This is a genomic window from Novosphingobium sp. (genome assembly GCF_039595395.1).
Taxonomy (GTDB): Bacteria; Pseudomonadota; Alphaproteobacteria; order Sphingomonadales; family Sphingomonadaceae; genus Novosphingobium.
In genome coordinates, this window is sequence record NZ_JBCNLP010000001.1 from 2762921 (window position 1) to 2786054 (window position 23134).

Annotated in this window: 15 protein-coding genes; 5 read left to right on the forward strand and 10 right to left on the reverse strand. The window is 64.5% G+C overall.

The window, feature by feature from the left end:
* Positions 1–41: 41 nt before the first annotated feature.
* From ABDW49_RS12780 to ABDW49_RS12810, 7 genes are all read right to left on the reverse strand, one after another.
* A complete protein-coding gene (locus ABDW49_RS12780; RefSeq protein WP_343612361.1) occupies positions 42–1445 on the reverse strand; it encodes a TolC family protein in 1404 nt (467 codons plus the stop codon).
* Between the two features lie 10 nt (positions 1446–1455).
* Positions 1456–4647, reverse strand: coding sequence for a multidrug efflux RND transporter permease subunit (locus tag ABDW49_RS12785; protein WP_343612363.1), 3192 nt, complete (start codon positions 4645–4647; stop codon positions 1456–1458).
* A gap of 87 nt (positions 4648–4734) precedes the next feature.
* The gene (locus ABDW49_RS12790) at positions 4735–5997 is read right to left on the reverse strand and encodes an efflux RND transporter periplasmic adaptor subunit (RefSeq protein ID WP_343614276.1); all 1263 of its coding nucleotides are present in this window, start codon (positions 5995–5997) and stop codon (positions 4735–4737) included.
* A gap of 623 nt (positions 5998–6620) precedes the next feature.
* Positions 6621–7256, reverse strand: coding sequence for a TetR/AcrR family transcriptional regulator (locus ABDW49_RS12795; protein WP_343612365.1), 636 nt, complete (start codon positions 7254–7256; stop codon positions 6621–6623).
* An 81-nt stretch (positions 7257–7337) separates the two neighbouring features.
* Complete coding sequence (locus ABDW49_RS12800; protein WP_343612367.1) at positions 7338–8615, reverse strand: aminotransferase class V-fold PLP-dependent enzyme; 1278 nt, start codon at positions 8613–8615, stop codon at positions 7338–7340.
* Positions 8616–8626: 11 nt separating this feature from the next.
* Complete coding sequence (locus tag ABDW49_RS12805) at positions 8627–9088, reverse strand: RidA family protein (RefSeq protein ID WP_343612369.1); 462 nt, start codon at positions 9086–9088, stop codon at positions 8627–8629.
* A 97-nt stretch (positions 9089–9185) separates the two neighbouring features.
* On the reverse strand, positions 9186–11252 hold the full coding sequence (locus ABDW49_RS12810; protein ID WP_343612371.1) for an acyltransferase family protein: 2067 nt from the start codon (positions 11250–11252) through the stop codon (positions 9186–9188).
* 510 nt (positions 11253–11762) lie between these two features.
* Between ABDW49_RS12810 and ABDW49_RS12815 the strand changes: the two genes are divergently transcribed.
* From ABDW49_RS12815 to ABDW49_RS12825, 3 genes are all read left to right on the forward strand, one after another.
* Positions 11763–11996 carry a hypothetical protein gene (locus ABDW49_RS12815; RefSeq protein WP_343612373.1) on the forward strand — a complete coding sequence of 78 codons (234 nt, stop codon included), beginning with the start codon at positions 11763–11765 and terminating at the stop codon, positions 11994–11996.
* A gap of 122 nt (positions 11997–12118) precedes the next feature.
* Entirely contained in the window at positions 12119–14767 is a 2649-nt protein-coding gene (locus ABDW49_RS12820) for a TonB-dependent receptor (RefSeq protein ID WP_343612375.1), read from the forward strand.
* A gap of 125 nt (positions 14768–14892) precedes the next feature.
* Positions 14893–15711: a hypothetical protein gene (locus ABDW49_RS12825; protein ID WP_343612377.1), complete on the forward strand. Its 819-nt coding sequence runs from the start codon at positions 14893–14895 to the stop codon at positions 15709–15711.
* Positions 15712–15810: 99 nt separating this feature from the next.
* Here the strand turns inward: ABDW49_RS12825 and ABDW49_RS12830 are convergent, their stop codons facing one another.
* A complete protein-coding gene (locus ABDW49_RS12830; RefSeq protein WP_343612379.1) occupies positions 15811–17004 on the reverse strand; it encodes an aminotransferase class I/II-fold pyridoxal phosphate-dependent enzyme in 1194 nt (397 codons plus the stop codon).
* A 68-nt stretch (positions 17005–17072) separates the two neighbouring features.
* On the reverse strand, positions 17073–17909 hold the full coding sequence (locus ABDW49_RS12835) for a sulfite exporter TauE/SafE family protein (protein WP_343612380.1): 837 nt from the start codon (positions 17907–17909) through the stop codon (positions 17073–17075).
* 549 nt (positions 17910–18458) lie between these two features.
* On the opposite strand from ABDW49_RS12835, the gene ABDW49_RS12840 reads away from it, so the two are divergent.
* A complete protein-coding gene (locus ABDW49_RS12840) occupies positions 18459–19577 on the forward strand; it encodes a hypothetical protein (RefSeq protein ID WP_343612381.1) in 1119 nt (372 codons plus the stop codon).
* Positions 19578–19808: 231 nt separating this feature from the next.
* Here the strand turns inward: ABDW49_RS12840 and ABDW49_RS12845 are convergent, their stop codons facing one another.
* A complete protein-coding gene (locus tag ABDW49_RS12845; protein ID WP_343612383.1) occupies positions 19809–21170 on the reverse strand; it encodes a M20/M25/M40 family metallo-hydrolase in 1362 nt (453 codons plus the stop codon).
* A 194-nt stretch (positions 21171–21364) separates the two neighbouring features.
* On the opposite strand from ABDW49_RS12845, the gene ettA reads away from it, so the two are divergent.
* A complete protein-coding gene (gene ettA, locus ABDW49_RS12850; protein WP_343612384.1) occupies positions 21365–23044 on the forward strand; it encodes an energy-dependent translational throttle protein EttA in 1680 nt (559 codons plus the stop codon).
* The last annotated feature ends 90 nt before the right edge of the window (positions 23045–23134 follow it).

A 23134-nucleotide genomic window follows, 5' to 3' on the forward strand; every position in this document is an offset into this window, starting at 1 on the left:
CCTTCCGCCCCTTCTTCGTTTCCCGCTTGGGTCGGGAAACGTTAGCTCCAGCCGCCCGCAAGCGCGCGGAACACATCGACCTGAGCAAAGGCCGCATCACGCCGCGCCGCCACCAGATCGGACTGCGCCTGCGCCAGCGTGCGCTGTGCGTCCAGCACGGTCAGGAAGTCGATCCGCCCTTCGCGCTGACGGGCCATGCTGATGCGCGCGGCCCGCGCCGCCTCATCCTGAGCGCGGGCCAGCGTATCGGTCCGCTCCTGAGCATGGGCATAGGTGGAGAGCGCCCGCTCGGTTTCCTCAAGCGCGGTCAGCACCGTGCCGTCAAACGTCGCCAGCGAGGCCTTGCTGTCGGCCTTGGCGGCAGCAATCTTGGCGCGGGTGGCCGCGATGTTGGGGAAGTTCCAACTGATCAGCGGGCCGATAGACCAGCGCGTTGATTCCGACCCCAGCACATCCATGCCGGTGAAGGCCGAGGAACCCACCGATCCGCCCAATGTGATGCGCGGATAGAGGTCCGCCGTCGCCACGCCGATGCGCGCGGTGTCGGCGGCCAGACGGCGCTCGGCGGCGCGCACATCGGGACGGCGGGCCAGCAGTGCCGCGCCGTCGCCCACCGGAATGGGCTTGGCGGGATGCGGCGTGACCACCTGCGCGATCACGTCGGCAGGCAGATCCTGAGGCGCACGGCCCGTCAGCGTGGCCAGCCGCAGCAGGGCCGATTTGCGATCGGCCTCGAGCTGCGGAATGATGGCGGCCTGCTGATCGCGCAGCGTCTGGAAGCGGATCAGATCGAGCCGGTCCGACCGGCCCACATCGACACGCGCCCCGGTGATGCGGATCGACTGGTCGAGCAGCGCCACCGTATCCTGCGCCACCTTCAGCCTCTCGGCGCTGGTGGTCACGTCCAGATAGGCGCGCACCGTGTCCGAGATCACCGCGAGGCGCACCGCATCGGCATCGGCCTCCACGGCTTGCCAGTCGCCATGGGCCGCCTCGACACCGCGACGCACGCGGCCGAACAGATCGACCTCATAGGAGAGCGAGAGCCCGCCATCATAGTACCAGGCTTCGCGCTGCTGATTGGCAGAGTTCAACTGGGCGGCGGAAAAGCGCTCACGCGTGGCCGAGGCATCGAGCGTGGTGCTCGGCAGGCGCGCGGATTTGGCGTTGCGCAGCAGGGCGCGGGCGCGTTCCACACGGGCTGCCGCCACGCGGATGTCGGTGTTGGCTTTCAGCGCATCATCCACCATCCGGTCGAGCAGCGGATCGCTGTAAAGCGTCCACCAGTGATCGACGGCGGCCTCCTGGGTGAAGGCCGGGCTCGCCGCCCCCGTGAAGGGAGCGGCGGCCACAGGGGCGGTTTTCGGGGCCTTGTAATCGGGCCCCACGGCGCAGGCGGCCAGCAGGCTGGTTGTCGCCAGCAGAAGGATCATCCTGATCTTCATGGGTCTTTCCTTATTCCGCCGGTTGCCAGGCGGAGTCATGCGTGGCCTTGCGGTTCTTCCGGCGGGCCATCCGCAGGGAGAGCTTGCGCAGCAGCACATAGAAGCTGGGGGTGTAGAGCAGGCCGAAACCGGTCACGCCCGCCATGCCGAAGAACACCGCCGTACCCAGCGCCTGGCGCAATTCGGCACCGGCGCCCGTTGCCATCACCAGCGGCACGGCGCCGAGGATGAAGGCCAGCGAGGTCATCAGGATCGGACGGAGACGGGTGCGGGCGGCAAAGACGGCGGCTTCCAACGGGTCCATGCCCTGCTCGTCCTCAGCCTGCTTGGCGAACTCCACCACAAGGATGGCGTTCTTGGCCGCAAGGGCGATCAGCACCACCAGACCGATCTGCGTCAGGACATTGTTGTCCATGCCGCGCAGATTGATCCCCAGCATCGCGGCCAGCAAGCACATCGGCACGATCAGGATGATCGACAGAGGCAGAGCCAGGCTTTCATACTGGGCAGCCAGCACCAGGAAGACGAAGAACACAGCCATGCCGAAGACCAGACCGGCGGTGTTGCCGGCATACTTCTGCTGATAGGCGATGTCCGTCCAGTCGCCGCCGTAACCGGCAGGCAGCGTGTCGGCGAGCTTCTCCATCGTGGCGAGCGACTGGCCGGTCGAATAGCCCGGAGCCGTGTCACCGTCGATTTCGACAGCGGGTTGCAGGTTGTAGCGCACCACGCGGTAGGGGCCGGTCTTGTCGCTGAAAGTGGCGACCGAACCGATGGGCACCATCTGCCCGGTGTTCGAACGCGTCTTCAGATTGGCAATGTCGGCAACCGTTTCGCGGCTGGCCTGATCGGCCTGGGCGGTCACGTGATAGGTGCGGCCCAGCAGGTTGAAGTCATTGACGAAGGACGAGCCGAGATAGACCTGCAACGCCTCGAAGATACGCTCAGGGGGAACGCCCAGCAGATCGGCCTTGCGGCGGTCGACATCGGCCCAGACGCGCGGCGTGCCGACGTCGAACAGCGTGTAGACCTGATGCAGACCCTTTTCGGCATTCGCCTTGGCAATCAGCGCCCAGGCCTGCTTGTTCAGTTCGTCATAGCCACGGCCCTCGCGGTCCTGAAGCATGAAGCGGTAACCACCGGCAGCACCGATGCCCTGAATCACCGGCGGCGGCACCAGAATGATGCGAGCCTTGTCGTAACCGGCCACGGCCTTCTGCGCCTGATCCATGATGCCCTTGTAGGTGGCACCCAGCTTCTTGCGCTCGTCAAAGGTCTTGAAGGGGAAGTAGATGGCGGCAGAGTTCGGCGCCGAGGTCTGCGATGGACCATGGAAACCGGCAAACATCACCGCACCGCGCAGACCCTGAATGGGCAGGATCTTGGCGGCCACCTCACGGGTGACGGCATCGGTACGCTCCAGCGAAGCGCCCGAGGGAAGCTGGATCACGGCCAGAAAATAGCCCTGATCCTGCGCCGGGATAAAGCCCGAGGGAGTGATGACGAACATGCCCACCGTCGCCGCGATCAGCGCGGCATAGGTGGCCATCACCTTCTTGGGTGCGCCCAGCATGCGGCGCGTCAGGCGGGCATAGCCGTCCGACATACGCTCGAAGCCCGCGTTGAAACGGTCGGCGGCGCGGGCCAGCAGGCGCTGCCAGGCAGGCTTACTGTGATCGTCGGCAATGCTGCCATGCTTGTGGCGCAGCAGCAGGGCGGCGGCGGCGGGCGAGAGGGTGAGCGAGAGGATCAGCGAGATGATCGTCGCGGTCGAGATGGTCACGGCGAACTGCTTGTAGAACGCACCCGACAGGCCGGTGATGAACAGCGTCGGCACGAAGACCGCGCAGAGCACCAGCACGATGGCGACCAGCGCCGTCGAGACCTCATCCATCGAGACGCGGGCGGCTTCCAGCGGGGAAAGCCCGTTCTCGATGTTACGCTCGACGTTTTCGACCACCACGATGGCGTCATCGACCACAATGCCGATGGCTAGAACCAGACCGAAAAGCGAAAGGTTGTTGAGCGAATAGCCCAGCGCCAGCAGCACCACGGAGGACCCCACCAGCGAGACCGGAATGGCGATGATCGGGATGATCGCCGCGCGCCAGTTCTGCAGGAAGATCAGGATCACCAGCACCACCAGCACCACGGCCTCGAACAGCGTGTGATACACGGCGTCGATCGACTGGCTGATGAATTCGGTGGGGTTGTAGATCACCGAATATTCCATGCCCTTGGGGAAGGACTTGGAGATGGTGTCCATCTCATGCTTGACCTTGGCCGCAGCCTCCAGAGCGTTCGAGCCTGGGCGCTGCATCACCGCGATCACCACGGTGGGCTTGTTCGAGAGATAGGTGTTGATGTTGTAGTCTTGGGCGCCCAGCTCCACGCGCGCCACATCGCGCACGCGCACCTGATGGCCATCGGCATCGGTACGGATGACGATATCGGCGAACTGCTGGGGTTCGGTCAGACGGCCCTGCATTTCCACGCCGAGCTGGAAGGCATCGCCGTGGTTGGCCGGCGGCTGACCCAGCGCACCGGAGGACACCTGCACGTTCTGGGCACGCAGCGCGGCGACGATCTCACCGGCGGTGAGGTTCAGCGCGGCGGCGCGGCCCGGATCGATCCAGATGCGCATGCCATAATCGCGCGAGCCGAACAGATTGATGTCACCCACGCCATCGAGACGCGCGAGGCGGTCCTTGACCTGCGTGAGGGCATAGTTCGACAGATAGTCGCGGTTCAAACTGCCATCAGGCGACTGCAGATTGACCACCATCAGGAAGTCCGGCGTGGTCTTGCGCGTCACGACGCCAAGGCGCTGCACCTCTTCGGGCAGGCGCGGCACGGCCACGGCGACACGGTTCTGCACCAGCACCTGAGCGGTATCGAGATCGGTGCCGACCTTGAAGGTGACGGTGATGGTCACCTTGCCGTCACCCGTCGACTGGCTGCTCATATAGAGCATGTTGTCGACACCGTTGATCTCCTGCTCGATGGGCGAGGCAACGGTGTTGGCGACGGTTTCAGCGGAGGCGCCCGGATATTGGGCGGCGACCGTCACCGTGGGGGGCACGATGTTGGGATATTGGCTGATTGGCAGGCTGACGAAAGCCAGCGCGCCAACCACCATGATCACCACGGCGATGACGGCCGCAAAGATCGGCCTGTCAATGAAGAAGCGGGAAAGTCGCATGGGAGGGGGTGTCCCGTGAGAAGGTCAGAGCGTTTTCAAGCCGGGTGGTACACCCGGCGGCTTGCGAAAACGCGGCCAACAAAAAGGTTAGCGGGCCAGCGTGGCCTGGGCGGCCACGGGCGCCGAAATGCCGGCGTCGGTGGGCACGGGCGCGGGCTTGATCGGCTCATTGTGGGTCGAGACCTTGGCGCCGGGCATCGCTGCCTGGAAGTTGGTCACGACCACCTGATCAGTGGGCAGCAGCCCGCCGCGAATGATCCGCAGACCGCGCACCACAGGGCCCAGTTCCACCGGCTTGGCGGCGACGGTGCCATCCTTGCCGACGACCAGCACTGTCTTGCGGGCCTGATCGGACTGGATCGCCTCGTCAGGCACCATCAGCGCCTGCACCGTGCCGCCGTTCGACAGGCGCATGTTGCCGAACATGCCGGGCGACAGGAACAGCTTGGGATTGTCGATGATGGCGCGGCCACGGATCGTGCCCGAATGCGGGTCGAGTCCGTTGTCGGTGAAGTCCAGACGGCCCTTCCAGTTGTAGCCGGATTCGTCCTGCAGCTTGATCTCGACCTCGGGGGCCTTGCCGTTCTGGGCGCGGTCACGCTGGGCCTTGAGGTACAGGGCTTCGGACGAGTCGAAGGTGTAATAGATCGGGTTGAGCGCATTGATCGTGGTGAGCAGCGAGGCATTGGCCCCCTCACCCGCCGCGACCAGATTGCCGACATCGACGCGGCGATCCGAAATGCGGCCCGCGATGGGGGCGCGCACCTGGGTCCATTCCATCTCCAGCGCGCGCTGCTGAGCGCGGGCCTGAGCGGCGGCCAGAGCGGCAGCGGCGGACTGCATGCGCGAACGCAGACTGTCGACCTCGCCTGCCGAAACGGCCTCGTCGCCCGTCAGGCGGCCGACGCGGGCATAATCGGATTTGGCAAGGGCAAGCGCGCTGGCGGCGCTGGCGACATTGGCCTGCGCCTCGGCCAGAGCGGCGCGATAGGGGCGCTGGTCGATGGTGAAGAGCAACTGGCCCTTCTGCACCAGATCGCCGTCATGGAAGTGAAGCGCGGTGATCTGCCCGGCGACGCGGGGGCGCACCTCGACGCTCTGGCTGGGGGCGAAGCGGCCGACATAATCGTCCCACTGCACCACCTGGCTGGCGAGCGGCGTGGCGACGCCAAGCACCACTTCGGGGGCGATGGTGGCCTGCGCCGGGCGGTGCAGCGCCTGCCAGCCGATGCCGGCAACGAAAGCCAGCGCCATGGCGCCAATCGCCAGATTGCGGGTCGAGAACGAGCGGGGCGCGCGGGTTTCCGCCGCCGCCTCGGCTTCGGCGCGAGTCTTGAGGGTGGTTTGCATATCCATGAGGAAACTCCGGCTGTCTGTCGGACTCGAGACATTTGAAACGGGGACAGCATCGGGAGCCCTGCCCCTGCCGCAGGCGCACAAAAGCGCCAGCACCCGCGGATCGCGCCAAAGACGCGAACGGGCACAGCGCCGGCATGCAGCCAACCGCAATGACAGAACTCTCAACCCTGTTTGAACCGGCCCCCATCCGGCGGGCGCAATCGGGTGGCTGGCGCACCGCCGGACGGGAACCGGTGTCGGCCACGCTCTCTGCCTTGCCCCTATGGGTAGGAGGGCAAAGCAGGGTGGGCCGCGAACGATGCCATCCTGCATGGCATCGCGGACATGAAGACGTCGGGGCAGCAGGACGGGACGGGGGATGGTCCTGCGCTTCAGCGGGGGGTCTGAGTGGCCCCGGCGCCTTCAATACCGAGCGGTATAGAATGCTGCAGCGCAACCGTCAACCGCATTTCTATACCGATTGGTAATTTTTTCAGGCGGGGTTCAGATGGAAGGTCGACCATGGCCAGAACGCATAGCGCACCTACCCGCCCATCGGGATCATACGTGAGGATGGTGACAGGACGGAGAAACCGCCCGGCCGGTTTTTCAGAATGTCGCCAAAGCGCGGGACGTCAGCGGCCCGGCCACAGCGCCAGCGTGGTTTCCACCAGTTGCGCCAGCTTTTCCGGGCTGGCGCCCGAGCTGGCCTGCACGCCCATGCCCTGAAGCACGGCGGACAGATAGGACTGCAGCGCCTCGGGCTCGACGCCTTCGGGCAGGTCGCCTTCGGCCTTGGCGCGGCGGAACCGATCGATGATCGCCTGATTGGACGATGCCTGACGCGCCATGACCTCATGCTTGATCGAGTCGGCCTGAGTCGTGCAGGCTACGGCGCTGATCACGCCAAGGCAGCAGCGCGGATCGGTCGTGCCGGTCTGCAGCGCCAGCGCGCCGCGCAGGAACTGTTCGGCCACGCCCTTGGCGCTGGGCGCCTCAAGCGCCTTTTGCACATAGGCCATCTTGTCGCGCTCATAGAGGTCGAGCGCCTTGCAAAACAGGGCTTCCTTATTGCCGAAGCAGGCATAGAGGCTGGGCTTGGTGATGCCCATCGCCTCGGTCAGTTCAGCCATCGAGGCGCCTTCGTAGCCACGCGCCCAGAACACCTGCAGCGCCGCCGTCAGCGCCTGATCAGGGCAAAACTGACGCGGGCGCCCGCGAGTGGGGGCAACCGGCTCAACCGTCACGACGCTGTCTTCGATGGTTTCCATACCGAGCGGTATATAGTGCATCCTATGCGAATCGTCCAGAGCGGTTCGACGCATGAGACCAAGGCCGCATCCCGGTTCTTATCAGGCAAACATCCCCTTTTCCGCGTGAATCGCCGCAACCAGCCGGTCGATCTCCGCGACGGTGTTGAACAGGGCGGGCGTCACGCGCAGCCCCGGCCCCGCCGCGAGCCCCGCCTTGGCCACCACCAGAAGCCCATGCTTTTGCACGAAAACCTGCTGGGCGCGTTTGGCCTGATCGATGGTTGCCATGCCCGGCAGGCGGAAGGAACTGATCGCACCGTAATTGCCGGCTTCATCGGGCAGCATCAGCGTCAGGCCGGGAATGTCGCGCACGCCATCGACCCAGCGGTTGCGCAGATGCCTGAGAAAGCCATATTTGCGCTCGATGCCGATCTGGCCCAGCACATCGATGGCGGTGGGAATGGTCAAGCGCGCCGCGAAATCCACCGTGCCGGTGGGCAGGCGGGCGCGGATATCGTCTGCGGCGTGGATGCGGTTGCCCAGCCAGGGCGCAATATCGCCCTGCCGCGCCTTCGCGATGTAGATGCCGCCCACACCCAAAGGCGCGCCGAGCCATTTGTGAAGCGAGAAGCCGATGAAATCCGCGCCGGTCGCCTTCACATCAAAGGGCATCTGGCCCACCGCCTGCGCGGAATCGAGGATCACATCCACACCCCGCGCCTTGGCCATGGCGACGATCTCTGCCACCGGCGGGATCAGGCCGTTGCGGTTGGAGACATGGGTGACCAGCAGCAGTTTCGCACGCGGCGTGTCCTTCAGCACTTTCTCATAGGCGGCCAGAATGTTGGCGCGCGTTTGCGGCTCGGGGATCGAGAAGCGCACGACCTGAGCGCCCCTGCTCTGCCCCAGATAGTCCATGGCATATTGCATCTCGTCGTAATCGACATCGGCGTAGATCACCGCATCGCCCGACTTCACGCCCCGGTAATTGGCGATCAGCGCATAGAGCGCCTCGGTCCCGCCGCCTGCCAGCGCCACCTCGTCGCTCTGGGCGCCGATGAGTTTGGCCACCGCATCGCTCGATTTGGCGAGTTCCACATCGCGCGGGGCGCCGGGCACGCCATCGCGCAGGAAGGTGGAGTTGTAGCGGTTCACCCAGTCGATCTTCTCGCGGTAGGCGGCATCGACGGGATGGGTCATCGCACCATAATAGGCGGCGTCGAAATTGATCAGCCTGCGATCCACCGTGTAGAGCGCCGCCATCTGGCGCTCCATCGCGGCCCAGTCGTCGGGAGCCGCATAAGCGGGCATCGGTCCGGCCAGAGCCGCCGCGCCCATCGCCCCGGCCTGCAGCAGAAAATCGCGGCGGTTGGTCATGGCGTGTCCTTTCAGGCGACTTCGATCATGGCATCGACCTCGACGGCGACGCCCAGCGGCAGGCGGTAGACGCCGATGGCGCTGCGGGCATGGCGCCCCTTGTCACCGAAGACATCGACCATCAGATCCGAGGCGCCGTTAACCACCTGTGGGATGGCATCGAACTCGGGCCCCACCTGCACATAGCCGCCCAGCCGCATCACCCGCACCACCCGGTCGAGATCGCCGCCGCAGGCCGCGCGGAATTGCGCCAGCAGATTGATCGCGCAGATGCGGGCGGCGGCCTGCCCCTGCTCCAACGTCAGATCGACGCCCACCCTGCCCTTGACGATCGTCTCGCCCGAACGCGCCAGTTGCCCGGAGATCTGCACAATCCGCCCCGAACGCACGAAAGGCACATAATTGGCCACCGGCGCGGTGAGATCGGGCAGCGTGATCCCCAATTGGGCCAGTCGATTGGCGATATGCAGCATGAAATCTCCCCAGAGAGGCAAGGCTTACGGTGTAACCTTATATCCTGCTCTGGGGTATTTGACGCAAGGCGCCCGTCTGCAGGCTGCCCAAGGCGGCCTAGCGCTTCATCGCCGCATCGATGGCCGCCTCCAGCGAAGGCGCGATCAGCGTGGCGCCATCCTCGGACACATGGAGATCGTCGCGATAGAGCATATGCCCATCGCGCATCGCATAGCACAGCCCGCCCTGACACAGCGGCGCCGAGACATCGAACAGCGTGACATTGGGATAGGCCTTCACCACCGCGCTCACCCGCTGCACAAAGGCCTGACGATGGCGGGCGTTCTCGTCATTGTCGGGCACGGCGCAAGGGCGGTTGCCCATGGCGGCATGAACGGGGCGCAGACTGTCGAGGCAAGTCGCGGGATTGAAGCTGAGCCGCCGGTTGGAGAGCAGGATGATCACCTTCTTATGCGCCAGAGCCAACCGATTCAGCGTGCGGCGCATCGCCGCCTCCATGGTGGCCGGGCCGTCGATGGCGGGGTCGGCGGGCACCTCGACATTCTCGCCGCCGTTGACGTCGGTGTCCTCGGTGCCGCGCATATCCTGAATGTAATGGCCCGAGCCCGGCGAGAACAGCCGGTCGGCATTGAGATAGGAGAGCAGCACCACCTTCACCGAACGCGCGCCGATGGCGTAATCCAGCGCCTGATTGGTCAGGCGGTAATTGCCCAGCCGGCTGTGGTCGGGCACGTCGGTGGTGCGCGCATCGTAGAAAGGCGCCGCCTCGCTGGCGGAGGCCAGCAGCAGATTGTGGCGGGTGACATGCGCCATGCCGGGGAACAGGCTGAGGTTGAGCGAGTCGCCGATCATCGCCACATCGGGCGGGCCATCATGCATCAGATAGCAGAAGTCGTTCTGCACCGGATGCGCCAGCCCGACACGCTCGGGCATCAGGCGGTAGCAGGCGGCTTTCTGCGCGCTGCTGCCTACCGCCGTCTGCCAGTTGAGCTGGCGTGCAAAGGCCGCCGCGCGTCCGGAGGTGTAGGAAGGCAGCGGCTTGTGCCATGCCCAGAGCCCAAACAGGCCCAACGCCGCCATCGCCGTCACCAGCCCCCACAGCTTGAGCCCGGAACGCCCGCCAAAGCGCAGCTTTTCCTCCACCAGAGCCATGGTCAGCCAGGCCAACAGCACAGCAGCCGCCATGGCGATGGCACGCGCCGTCACGCTGTCGAAACCGGCAATGGCGGCATAGGCCAGCAGCGGCCAGTGCCAAAGATAGAGCGGATAGCTGATCTGCCCCAGCCAGCGCATCGGCGGCAATCCCAGCACAAAGCGGTTGACCCACCCCAGCGGGCCGGCGGCGATCAGCAGCACGGCGCCCGCCACGGCAGGCACGGCATTCCAGCCGGGGAACGGCTTTTCGGCCGTGACGAAGATCAGGCTGGCGGCGATCAGCCCCAGACCGCCCAGCCCCAGCGCCGTGGCCAGCGCCGCGCCGGGTTGGCGGGTGCTTTCGCGCCGATGGAGCAGCGCCAGAGCAGCGCCTGCCAGCAGTTCCCAGCCACGCGCGCTGGGCCAATAGAAGGCGGCGGAGATATCGTGCCGCATCAGCAGCACCGCATGGGTGAAGCTGGCCAGCATCAGCGCGCCCAGCACCCACCACAACACGCCCCTGCCCAGCCGACGCCCGATGCGATGCGCGATCAGCAGCAGCACCGGCCAGAGGATGTAGAACTGCTCCTCCACGCCGAGGCTCCATAGATGGAGCAGCGGCTTGGCGTCGGAGGCGGTGTCGAAATAGCCTGCCTCGCGATAGAGCACGAGGTTGACGACAAAGCCCGCGCTGGCCGCGACATGCAGCGCCAGCCGATGGAAATCCTGATCGAACAGTTCCAGCCAGCCGAAGCCCAGCACGGCCGCCATCACCACCACCAAGGCGGGATAGATGCGCCTCACCCGCCGCGCATAGAAGCGGGCGAAGATGAAGCGGTCCTCATCCAGTTCGCGCAGCAGGATGCCGGTGATCAGATAGCCGGAAATGACGAAGAAGATGTCGACGCCGACAAAGCCGCCGAAATGCTGACGGAAGAAAGCATGGAAGGCGATCACCGATCCGACCGCCACCGCGCGCAGCCCGTCGATATCCGGGCGATAGCGGGCGGGCATATGCGGGCTGGTCATCGTGCGTCCTGATTGAAACCGGAAGCGGCGCGAATAGGAGCCGCATGCGCACTTGGCAAAGCGTTTTACGCCTTCGGCAACACGGCGAGGCGCTCTTGTCCTGTGCGGAAACAGGACGGTTTCCGGGAGGTTTTGCGCTTTGGGCTCTCCATGCAGAGCGCATGGGGCAAACACCCGCCCCCTTCGCCCGGCCTGACAGGCTGCGGCCATATCATAACCGCATCGCCATCCATGCTGAAAACTTCGTCACCATATCAGCACAATAGTCATGATCGCAGCGCCTGCGTCGCGCTTCTGAAAACCCCTTCAGAAGCATAGAAAAAGCATAGTGTTGCCGGTCAACAACAGCTTACTACCCATAGTGGTAAAATGCCCCATGCCGTGATCCGGCATTTCATGGCTTCTTTGCAGCATCGAAGGACAGTCAATTGCGCCAATCCCCAAAGGAATGACGCAAAATTATTCAGGGACGAGTGTACAGCTTTGCAAAAGCAAGGGTCGCCATATGATATGGTCGGCGCCGAAGGGCCCGGCTTGCCAGTATTCCTTCACCCGAACCGGATGAAGGGCGCGGATCTTCGGACCGACGCCATCACCGTTTCGATCAAGGTTGCAGGCAGCGACTTTAACTCCCCCGCCAGAAATAAAGCCGCCATCGCTCCCGTTTTCGGGGACGATCGGCTGCTGCCTCTCGATGGCATGACAGCCGCTTTCGGGGCGAAGGCACTGAAGACACAAGAATAATGGTTCTCAGGGCACAGCGGGCGAACCTCATAAAGGCCATCCGCAAGCCCTGAAGCACCCAAAGATCATGAATACTCGGGGATGACTGAAAGCGCTCTGTTTCGCAAAGAAAAGGGGGCTTTATGAACAAGACAACGACTTCCATGCTGGCATTGGTGATTGCCGGGGCATACGCCTTGCCCGCCATCGCTGCCGCCGCACCTGCGCCCGCTCCGGTTGCCGCGCCCGCCGCTGGCGACGACGATGGCGGCGCGATCATCGTGACCGGCACCCGCACCACCGGCATGAAGGCCGCTGACAGCCCGGCGCCGATCCAGATCATGGGCAGCGAGATGCTTAAGCGCACCGGTTCGCCCGACCTGATCCAGAGCCTGGCGCAGAACCTGCCGCAGATTCAGGCCCAAGCTTTCGGCAGCGACCTTGCCGCGCTGAGCCCCGCCATGAAGCTGCGCGGCCTGTCGCCCAACCACACGCTGATCCTGGTGAACGGCCACCGCCGTCACGGCAGCGCCAACGTCAACGTTTCGGGCGGCCCCTACGGCGGTGGCGCCGCGCCTGACATCAGCTTCATCCTGCCTGACTCGGTCGATCACGTCGAAGTGCTGACCGACGGCGCCGCCGCGCAATACGGCACCGACGCTATCGCGGGCGTCATCAACTTCATCCAGAAGAAGAGCAACCACGGCGGCACCATCAACGCCACCGGCGGCCATTACTTCGACCAGGGCGGCCGCAGCTTCACCTATGCGGGGAACATCGGCATCGAGCCCTTCGAGGGCGCTTATCTGAACATCACCGCCGAAACCAAGTCGAAGGACTACAGCTTCCGTGGCGACGTCGATCCGCGCGTGTTCGGCCCCAGCACCACGGCGGCAGGCTATCTGTCCAATCCCAAGTACCAGCTCACCGGCGCCGGAAATTATCCCTATGTGAACCGTATTTCGGGCGATCCGCAGGTCAAGCAGACCTCGATCGAATATAATGCGGGTTACGAGTTCGACGGTTTCGAAGCCTACAGCTTCGGCAGCATCGGCAAGAAAACCGCCCGTGCCTACGAAAACTATCGCACCCCCGACCGCGTCGTCGGCTCGACCGGCACGGTGGTCTTCCCCTCGGGCTTCTCGCCCAAGGAGGAGGTTCAGGAAACCGACTATCAGGTCACCGGCGGCTTCAAGGGCGCCGTCCACGACACCACCTTCGATCTGGCCGTCCAGTATTCGAAGGACGAGATCGGCGTCTACACCGTGGACTCGGCCAACATCTCGATCGCGGCCCTCTCGCCCACCGGCGTGTCGCCCAGCCGCTATCATGACGGCACCTTCTCGACCACGATGCTCGACACCACGCTGGACTTGACCCATGCGTTCGACCTGGGTCTCGCAGGGCCCCTGAACGTCGCGGGCGGTCTGGAATATCGCCGTGAAACCTATGCCATCGCGGCGGGCGACCCGACCTCCTATTACGGCAGCGGCGCGCAGTCCTTCTTCGGCTACACGCCCAATGACGCCGGCAACCACAAGCGCAACAACTTCGCGCAATACCTCGACCTCAGCATCAAGCCGATCAAGTCCTGGCTGGTCGATGGCGCGGTCCGTCACGAACACTTCAGCGACTTTGGCGACACCACCGTCTTCAAGCTGACCAGCCGTTACGACTTCAGCCCCGCCATCGCCATCCGTGGCACCGTGTCGACCGGCTTCCGCGCCCCGACGCTGGCCGAAGCCTTCTACTCGGGCCTGAACGTCGGCCCCAGCAGCATCAGCGGCGTGCTGCCCGCCAACTCGCCGGGCGCCGCGGCGCTGGGCTTTGGCGGCCTGAAGCCTGAAAAGTCGACCAGCTTCTCGGCCGGTCTGGTCTTCAACCCGGCGCCCAAGCTGACGATCACCATCGACGCCTATCAGACCACGATCCGCGACCGCATCATCGTCTCCTCCAGCTTCTATGGCTATCGCGGCCAGTACTGCCCGGCGAACCTGTACAATGCCGCGGGCACCTCGCCCACGGTTGCGGGCTGCGTCGCCACCTTCAGTCAGGATCTCTACAACCTCTACAACCAGTCGGCCGTTTACAACGCGGTCAGCTCGGCGGTGAACGGTATTCCCGCCTACATCCTGACCAACACCGCCGTGACGCCCAACGTGCGCAACACCTCGGGCTCGGTGGCGATCCAGACCTTTGCCAATGGCGTGAAGATGCGCACCCGCGGCGTCGATTTCATGGCCACCTATGCCAGCGATCTGGGCGATCTGGGCCATGTCGACTGGTCGCTGTCGATGAACTACAACGACAACAAGGTGCTCAGCATCGCGGCCCTGCCTTCGGCCCTGTATCAGAGCACGACCAACCCGACCGCCTCGGCGCTGATCTCGAAGTATGACGTCTCCAACCTTGAAGACACCACGCCCAAGTTCCGCGCGACGGCCGGTGCCTTCTGGAAGAAGGGCAAATTCAGCGCCAACCTGCGTGAGAGCTTCTATGCCGCCTCGGGCCTGCTCTCGACCGACTATGCCGGTAACGACTTCCGCATCCACATCGCCCCGGCGTTCATCACGGATCTGGAACTGGCCTATGACGTCGTCAAGAACGTGAAGCTGACGGTGGGCGCCAACAATCTGACCAACCACTATCCCACCAAGACCAACTACGAAGCCATCCGCGCGGGTCAGTTGGCCTCGGGCAACAGCTCCTACGGCAGCAACGTCTATCCGACCTTCTCGCCCTACGGCATCAACGGCGGCTATTACTACGGCCGCATCAGCTTCAAGTGGTAATCTGAAACACCTTTTCGGTTGAGGGAGGGGCGCTGTCGGAAAACCGGCAGCGCCTTTCCCTTTTGGCGCGCGATGTTTTGCGGCATCATCCGGTCAACGCTCCCAAGCCGATCGGATGTTGCCGTATGCATGCCCTGCTTTTTCTGGCCGCCCTGTCTTCACCGGGCGGTGCCGCCCCGGCCAGCCCGCCTTGCAACCCCATCCCCGGCTGGAACGCCATCGACCAGCGCCCCGACCTCGATTTTCTGGTGATCGGGGAAATGCATGGGTCGAGCGAGATCCCCCGGATCTTTGCCGATGCCGTCTGCCTGACCGCGGCCACCCGCCCCGTCACCGCTGCGGTCGAGCAGAATGAGGCGGGTCAGGACGCCATCGACGCCTTCATGGCCTCGGATGGCGGCGAGAAGGCGCGGGCCGCTTTCGGCAAGGCCTTGATCTGGCACACGCCGCCCGATGGCCGGTCGAGCATCGCCTATTTCCAATTGTTTGAAACCTTGCGCGCGATGAAGGCCGCTCACCGGATCGATCGCGTCATCGGTTTTCAACCGGCGGCGTCCCCCGCGCTCTCCACCGCCGCCGCGCGCGAGGAGGCCATGGCGCAGCGGCTGATGGCTCAGGCCAGGCCCGACACGACGATGGTGGTGCTGGTCGGCAATGTGCACGCCATACAGGCCGCTCCGACCCGCCCCTATCGCACCATGGCCAGCTATCTGCCGCCCGAGCGGACCATCACGCTCGACACGCAGGGCAATGGCGGCAGCATCTGGGCCTGCATGGGCCGCCCCGTGACCTGCGACACCCAGCCCATGGCAAGCGGGGTGACCAGCAATCCGCCGCAGCGGCATGTCGAGCTGCTGTCCCAGCCGGGTCAGCCCTATTCGGGCGTGCTGTATCTGGGGCAACCCACCAGCGCCTCGCCGCCTTACGCCAACGCCGCCCCGTAACACAAAAGGCCGCCCCCTTGCGGGAGCGGCCTCATGGTCGGCGGGGGCGAGGGTCAGGCGATCATCTGCCCCTCACCCATGCCGTGTGTTGACGTCAGCTCAGGCGGTCCAGACCTTGTCCAGCGCCAGGGCGAAGTTCTTCATGTCGTCCATCGAGCCCACGGTCAGACGCGACACATTGGGCCAGATCGGCCAGCTACGGCCGATTTCCACGCTTTGGGCGCGGAACTTGGTCTGCATCTCCTTGGCCGACTTGTTGCCCCAGTCGATCATGAACATGTTGGCGTGGGTCGGCATCGTCTTGATGCCCTTCTTCTTCAGCACGTCCAGCGCATAGGCGCGGGCCAGTTCCATCTCGGCCTTGCGCTTGGCGATGCCCTGCGCGTCGAGCAGGCTGGCCGTGGCGCAGACCAGCGAAGGCAGCGGCAGGGCGCCCGACTGCATGCCGCCATCGTAACGCATCATCTTCTCGATGTTGGCGGGCTGGGTCATGATGAAGCCCATGCGCATCCCGGCCATGCCGAAGATCTTCGAGAAGGTGCGCATCACGATCAGGTCGGGATACTTCATCGTCAGCTTCGAGGCGACCGGCACACCCGCGAAATGGGTGTAGGCCTCATCGACCAGCACCATCGAACCGGCGGGCTTGTTCTCCAGCAGCCACACGATGTCCTCGATCGGCGTGATCGTGCCGGTCGGGTTGTTGGGCGTGCAGACATAATAGAGGCCGGCGTTGGGATTGGCGGCCAGCATGCCCTTCACGTCATGGCGCATGTCGGGCAGCAGCGGCACGGCCTTCACCGGCGCGCCCAGCCACTGGGCGGTGCGCCCGGCCAGTTCGAAGGTGGGATCGGCGGTGACCAGACCCTTGGTGGGCGAGCAGAAGGTGATGACCGAGCGGCACAGCGGGTCCGACGAACCAGGCCAGGGGGCGACGTGATCGTAGGGCACGCCTTCGACCTGCATCACCGCCTTGATGAAATCACCGCGCTCGTCATGCGGAGCATAGCGGTTCGACTGGGCGATCATCTTGGCGGCGGCGGCCTGGCCGGGCATCAGCGGGCCGGTCCAGCATTCATTGGCGCCGATGCGCGTCTTGGCGGTGGGAGCCGGGTCGGGCACGCCGCCCGAGGCCCAGGCGGGCGTGCCGCTGGCGGCGACCATGGCGGCGCCGGTGCCGAAAACGGCGGCGATGCGCGCCAGATCGCGGCGGTTGAACCCGCGCGAGAGCAGGTCGTCCTGTGCCTCGGCGGAAAGAGTATCGATGGTCTGGTTGTCCAGTTCGACCGTCATGTTGCCCTCATGTTTTTTGGTATCGCAAAATGAAAAGGGGAGGCCAAGCCGCCTCCCCCTTAACTCAATCAGTGCGCCATGTGCATGGCGTTCTTGAACATCACCGCCGCGATCACGACGAGGTAGACGCCGAAGATCTTGCGCAGCGGGCCCGAGGGCAGGCTGTGCGCGGCGGCCACACCCCAGGGCGCCGAGATGATCGACATCGAGGCGATCGCCACCGTGGCAGGCACGTTGACGAAGCCCAGCGAACCCCAGGGCAGGCCAGCCTCACCAAAGCCGATGATGGCAAAGCCGATGGCGCTGGGAATGGCGATCAGCGTGCCGATGCCCGAAGCGGTGGCGATCGCCTTGTGGATCGAACGGCCGCACAGCGTCATCACCATGATGGCGATGGTGCCGCCACCGATGCCCAGCAGAGAGGAGAAGGTGCCCAGGCCACCGGCGATGGCGACGCGCGGCATCAGGCCGGGCATGTTGTCGCTGATCTTGCGGTCAGCCATGAAGGGCAGCAGGAAATTCAGCGACATCAGCGCCACGCCCACGGCGAAGATGATCAGCAGGATGTGCCCGTCGACCTTGCCGGCCAGCATCACGCCCACGGTGTCGCCGATGACCAGCCATGGTGCCCATGACTTCAAGATCTCGAACTCGACCGCCCCGCGTTTGGCATGCGATCGCAACGAGCGGATCGAGGTCAGAATAATGGTGGCCGCCGACGTACCGATGGCGACATGCGCCAACTGATGCTTGTCACCACCCAGCAAGGGCAGCACCAGCATCAGAGCGGGCACCACAACGAAACCGCCGCCAATACCGAAAATACCGGCGGCGAAACCTGCGACAAGACCGGCTGCCAGCATTGCCAATGCAGGCACCAGCCACATACTCATCTCTTGCGTCAAAATTCTGACCCCTTGTTTTAGTGCGTCCGGTCGTGCGCCACATCTTGCTTCACCTTGCAGGCGATCCGCAGTTGCGCCGGTGAAAGCCGTGCCATTCGTCACTGTTGAGGTCTGTTTGCGCCTGACAGCTTTCTGACGACAGAAGTGATTTACCCACTTGAATTTCGCCTCGGCTTGCGCTTTGTGAACGGAACGCGTGCCCCAAGGGCAATTTTCGCAAGCGCTGGCGCCATCTGACGCAGCAATCCATCAAAACCGCAGCAATGATGGCATGAATTGGCCGATTTATCGCTTTAAAATCAGGCCAATGTGATACTATATCCGCTACATGTCACAGACCGGCGCGGGATGGCACACAGGCCGTTTCTTGCGCTTTTTCCCGCTCATCCCCCGAGTCGCGGCCCCTTGCGCTCTTGCCAAGCGCCGTCACTTCCCCGATGCGCATCGCCCTTTCCGCCCGCCATCGCTCTTGCGCTGGAGGCGGCAAAGCGCAAACAGAGGGATGTTCCCGGCACGGCGGCCCCGCGCGGGAGTTGAGAAGGATCTGGAATGCTGTCTCTGCCCGCCGGTTTTCCGGCAAGCATGCTCAAACTCCCCAGCCTGAACGGCCGCCTGCCACGCCGCAAGGCGCGCGTGCTGGCGGTGGTGCTGGCCGTGCTGGTCGCCGCGCTGGCGGCCTGGTGCCTCACCGCCTCGCCGCCGCCGATCAAGGTGGCGAAAAAGGGCGGCTACACCGATGTGAAGCTCTATCACGACATGGCCGCGCAAGTGGCCAAGGGCGAGAATTACTATCCGGCGGCGGCCACCCTGCACCGCGCCCATCACTATCCGCTCAAGCCCTTCATGACGATGCGCCAGCCGACCGAGGTCGTCTTCGCCGCCACCTTCGGCTGGAAGGCGGTGCAGTATTTCTGCATGGGGATGCTGTTCATCGGCACCTTCCTGTGGGTGCTGGCCACCGAGGGCAAGCTGCATATCGTCGAGCGCATCGCCCTGCTGGGCGCGCTGGGCGCGGGCGGCGGGCAGGTGATGCAGCCCAACATCCTCGCCCTTCAGGAATATCCGGCGGGGCAATGCATTTGCGTGGCGCTGGCGCTGTGGATCGGCTGGCCCCGCCAGTGGTGGCTGCCGATGATCCCCATCGCGCTGGGCCTCTTCATCCGCGAGCTGGTGCTGCCCTTTGCGCTGCTGGCCCTGGCCTTCGCGGTCGTCGAGAAGCAATGGCGCGCCGTGGCGGGCTGGGTCGGCGTGCTGGCGGTCTGGGGCGCCTTCATGGCATGGCACGCCAGCCAGGTGAACGCCCAGGCTTTACCGGGCGATATTGCCTCCAAGGGCTGGCACGGGCTGCAAGGCCTTTCAGGCTTCCTCAAGGCGGTGATCTTCACCAGCACGCTTCAACCTCTGCCACTGGGGGTCGCGCTGCTGACCGCCACCCTGCCCCTGCTGGGCTGGCTGTCGCTACGCGGACGCGAAGGGCGGTTCTGCATCCTGCTGGTGCTCGGCTATGCGCTGATGATCGGCCTCTTCTCGCGCGCGGACACCTTCTATTGGGGGGCGATCATGCTGCCGTGGTACTTTATCGGCTATGTGCTGCTGCCCCGCGCGGCGCTGCGGTTGTGGGCTTACTGGAATACGCCCGACGAAGAGGTTGTGCAGGTAGAAGGATGAAAGCAGGGGGCGTTACGCCCCCTGCACCCCCATGACGTCTTCCGACGATAAGGCAGTGGCACCCGATCGTGGTGCCAGAGCTATCCACCTGCGCAGCCTGAAGCGCCGCAGGCATTCCAATATCCTGCCTGCGGCGCGGCGACCTTGCTCTTTGGCCGAACCCATAGCGCCTACGCCGACAAGTCATGGGAGCGCGAGGGGGTAACCCCCTCGCACTTTCCCTTTCCTTGATTACCCCTGCGGAGCAATCGTCGCCGCATTCCCGGCGATCTTCAGCACCGCCGCCCATGTATCGACATTCTGCTGCAAATCGGCAGGATCGATCTTGTCCAGCGTATCGTCGGGCGTGTGGTGCAGATCGAAATAGTGGGTCATATCCTGCCCCATATCGATCACCGCCGTCTTCTGGGCAGCGGCGATAAAGCCGACATCCTCGCCGCCCTCAGCCTTGTTCTCGCCGCGCACGAGGCCCATGTCGGAGAGACGCGCCGCAATGGCATCGCCCAGCGCCTTGTCGGCGGCGCCCATGGCGATGTTCACGCGCCAGACGCGGCCCGCGCCGGAATCCGATTCCATGGCCAGAGCGTGGGGCTCTTTCGCGTGAGCCTTGGCATAGGCCTCGCCGCCGAAGCCACCGCGCTCCTCGGCACCGGCCCAGAGCACGCGAATGGTGCGCAGCAACTGGCCACCCTTCGCCGCCTGAAGCGCGGCAGCCGTGACGATGGCGCAGCCAGCACCGTCATCGATGGCGCCAGTGGCCAGATCCCAACTGTCGAGGTGGCAGCCCACCAGAATGGGCGGCAGCGAGGGATCGCGACCCGGCAGCTCGGCGACCACATTGCCCGACTGCACATTGCCGGTGAAGCGCGGGGTCAGCGTCAGGGCGACCTGCTCGGCCATGCCCTTCTTCGCGCGCAGAGCGATCAGATCGGCGTCGGGGGCCGAAACGGCGGCGGCGGCAATCGGGGTCACGCCCTTGTCCCAGCCGGTGAAACCTGTGTGCGGATCGCGGTTGTGATCGGTGCCGATCGAGCGGATCAGCACCGCCGCCGCACCCTTGCTCGCCGCCAGCGAGGGGCCAGAGCGCCGCGCCGCGCCATAGGGTCCATAGCCCGCGCCATCCTGCGCCGCGCGCATGGCATTGTCGATAAAGACGATCTTGCCCTTCACGGCGGCGTCGGGGGCCGCCTTCAGCGCCTCATAGCTGGCGAAATAGACCATCGGGGCCTTGATGCCACTGGCGGGCGTCGCGCCCGAATTACCCAGAGCGGCGATGGCCAGCTTCTGTTCGGCGGCGCCCAGCAGCGTCGCGCTTTCAGCGCCGCGCTCCCAGCCGGGCATGGTGTAGGGCTCGATATGCGGGTTGGTCAGGCCCAGCGCGGTCAGGCGCTTGACCGCCCAGTCGCGGGCATAGGCCTCACGCGGCGTGCCGCCGAGGCGCTGGCCGACCTCGCTGGTGAGGTCGGCGACGATGGTATAGGCAACGGTGTCCTTCCCGCTCTGCGCCGGCCCCTCCTGAGCCAACGCTGTGACGGGGGCCGAAGCGGCGGCGAGGCTGGCAGCAAGCGCCAGTGAGGAAAGAATGTTTCGCATGGACGCAAGGATTAGCGTGGCCGCTGAAATCTGCCAATGGCCGAATGCCTCCCCCGCTTTATCCCGCCGTGGATCACTTTCAGCGCCGATGCGCCACGCCCCGCTTGGCAAGGGCCGGGCCAGCCTGTAGTGAGCGCGGCAAATCCGGTTCAAAACGCATCATTCCGCGCATCATTCGACTTTGGAGACCGCCTGTGGCCGCCCAATACGCCTTCGTCATGAAGGACATGACCAAAACCTTCCCCGGCGCCGCCAAGCCGGTGCTGAGCAACATCAACCTGCAGTTCTATCAGGGCGCCAAGATCGGCATCGTGGGCCCGAACGGCGCGGGTAAGTCGACCCTGATCAAGATCATGGGCGGCATCGACAAGGATTTCACCGGCGAGGCCTGGCCCGGCGAGAACATCACCGTCGGCTATCTGGCGCAGGAGCCCCAGCTCGACCCCAGCAAGTCGGTGCTGGAGAATGTGAAGGATGGCGCCCGCGCCACCGCCGATCTGGTCGACCGCTTCAACGAGATCAGCAACATCATGGCCGATCCGCCGGAGGACGTCGATTTCGACGCGCTGATGGAAGAGATGGGCGATCTGCAGGGCAAGATCGACGCCGTGGACGGCTGGACGCTGGACAACCAGCTCGAGATCGCGATGGAAGCGCTGCGCTGCCCGCCGTCCGACTGGTCGGTGGAAAATCTGTCGGGCGGTGAAAAGCGCCGCATCGCGCTGACCCGCCTGCTGATCCAGAAGCCGGACATCCTGCTGCTCGACGAACCGACCAACCACCTTGACGCGGAATCCGTCAACTGGCTGGAAAACCACCTGAAGGAATACCACGGCGCGGTGCTGATGATCACCCACGACCGTTACTTCCTCGACAATGTGGTGGAATGGATTCTCGAGCTGGATCGCGGAAAGTACTTCCCCTACGAGGGCAACTACTCGACCTATCTCGACAAGAAGGCCAAGCGCCTTGAGCAGGAAAGCCGCGAGGACGAAGGCCGCTCCAAGGCGATCAAGGACGAGCTGGAGTGGATCCGCGCCGGCACCAAGGGCCGCCAGACCAAGTCGAAAGCCCGTATCAAGGCCTTCGATCAGCTGGTGGAATCGCAGGAAACCCGCATCGTCAACAAGGCCCAGATCGTCATTCAGGTGCCCGAGCGCCTGGGCGGCAAGGTGATCGAGGCCAAGAACATCACCAAGGCCTATGGCGACAAGCTGCTGTTCGAGAACCTCTCCTTCCTGCTGCCCCCCGGCGGCATTGTCGGCGTGATCGGGCCGAACGGCGCGGGCAAGTCCACGCTGTTCAAGCTGCTGACGGGTCAGGAACAGCCTGATGAGGGCACCATCGAGATCGGCCAGACCGTGCGTCTGGGCTATGTCGACCAGAGCCGCGATCATCTGGACCCCAGCAAGAACGTCTGGGAGGAAATCTCCGACGGTCTGGACTATATGAAGGTCAACAAGCAGGACATGAGCACGCGTGCCTATGTCGGCGCCTTCAACTTCAAGGGCCAGGATCAGCAGAAGAACGTCGGCAAGCTGTCGGGCGGTGAGCGCAACCGCGTGCACATGGCCAAGATGCTCAAGCAGGGCGGCAACGTGCTGCTGCTCGACGAACCGACCAACGATCTGGACGTGGAAACCCTGCGCGCTCTGGAAGAGGCCATCGAGAACTTCGCGGGCTGCGCCGTGGTCATCAGCCACGACCGCTTCTTCCTTGACCGACTCGCCACCCACATTCTGGCGTTCGAGGGCAACAGCCATGTCGAATGGTTCGAGGGCAACTTCGAGGCTTATGAGGAAGACAAGCGCCGCCGTCTGGGCGATGCGGCTGACCGCCCGACCGCGCTGGCCTATAAGAAGCTGACTCGCTGATCTTTTCAGCTTTTCGGTACAGCGAAGCCCCCGTTGCCACGCGCAACGGGGGCTTTGTTTTTACTATGCTGTTTTTACACGAGAAGCAGA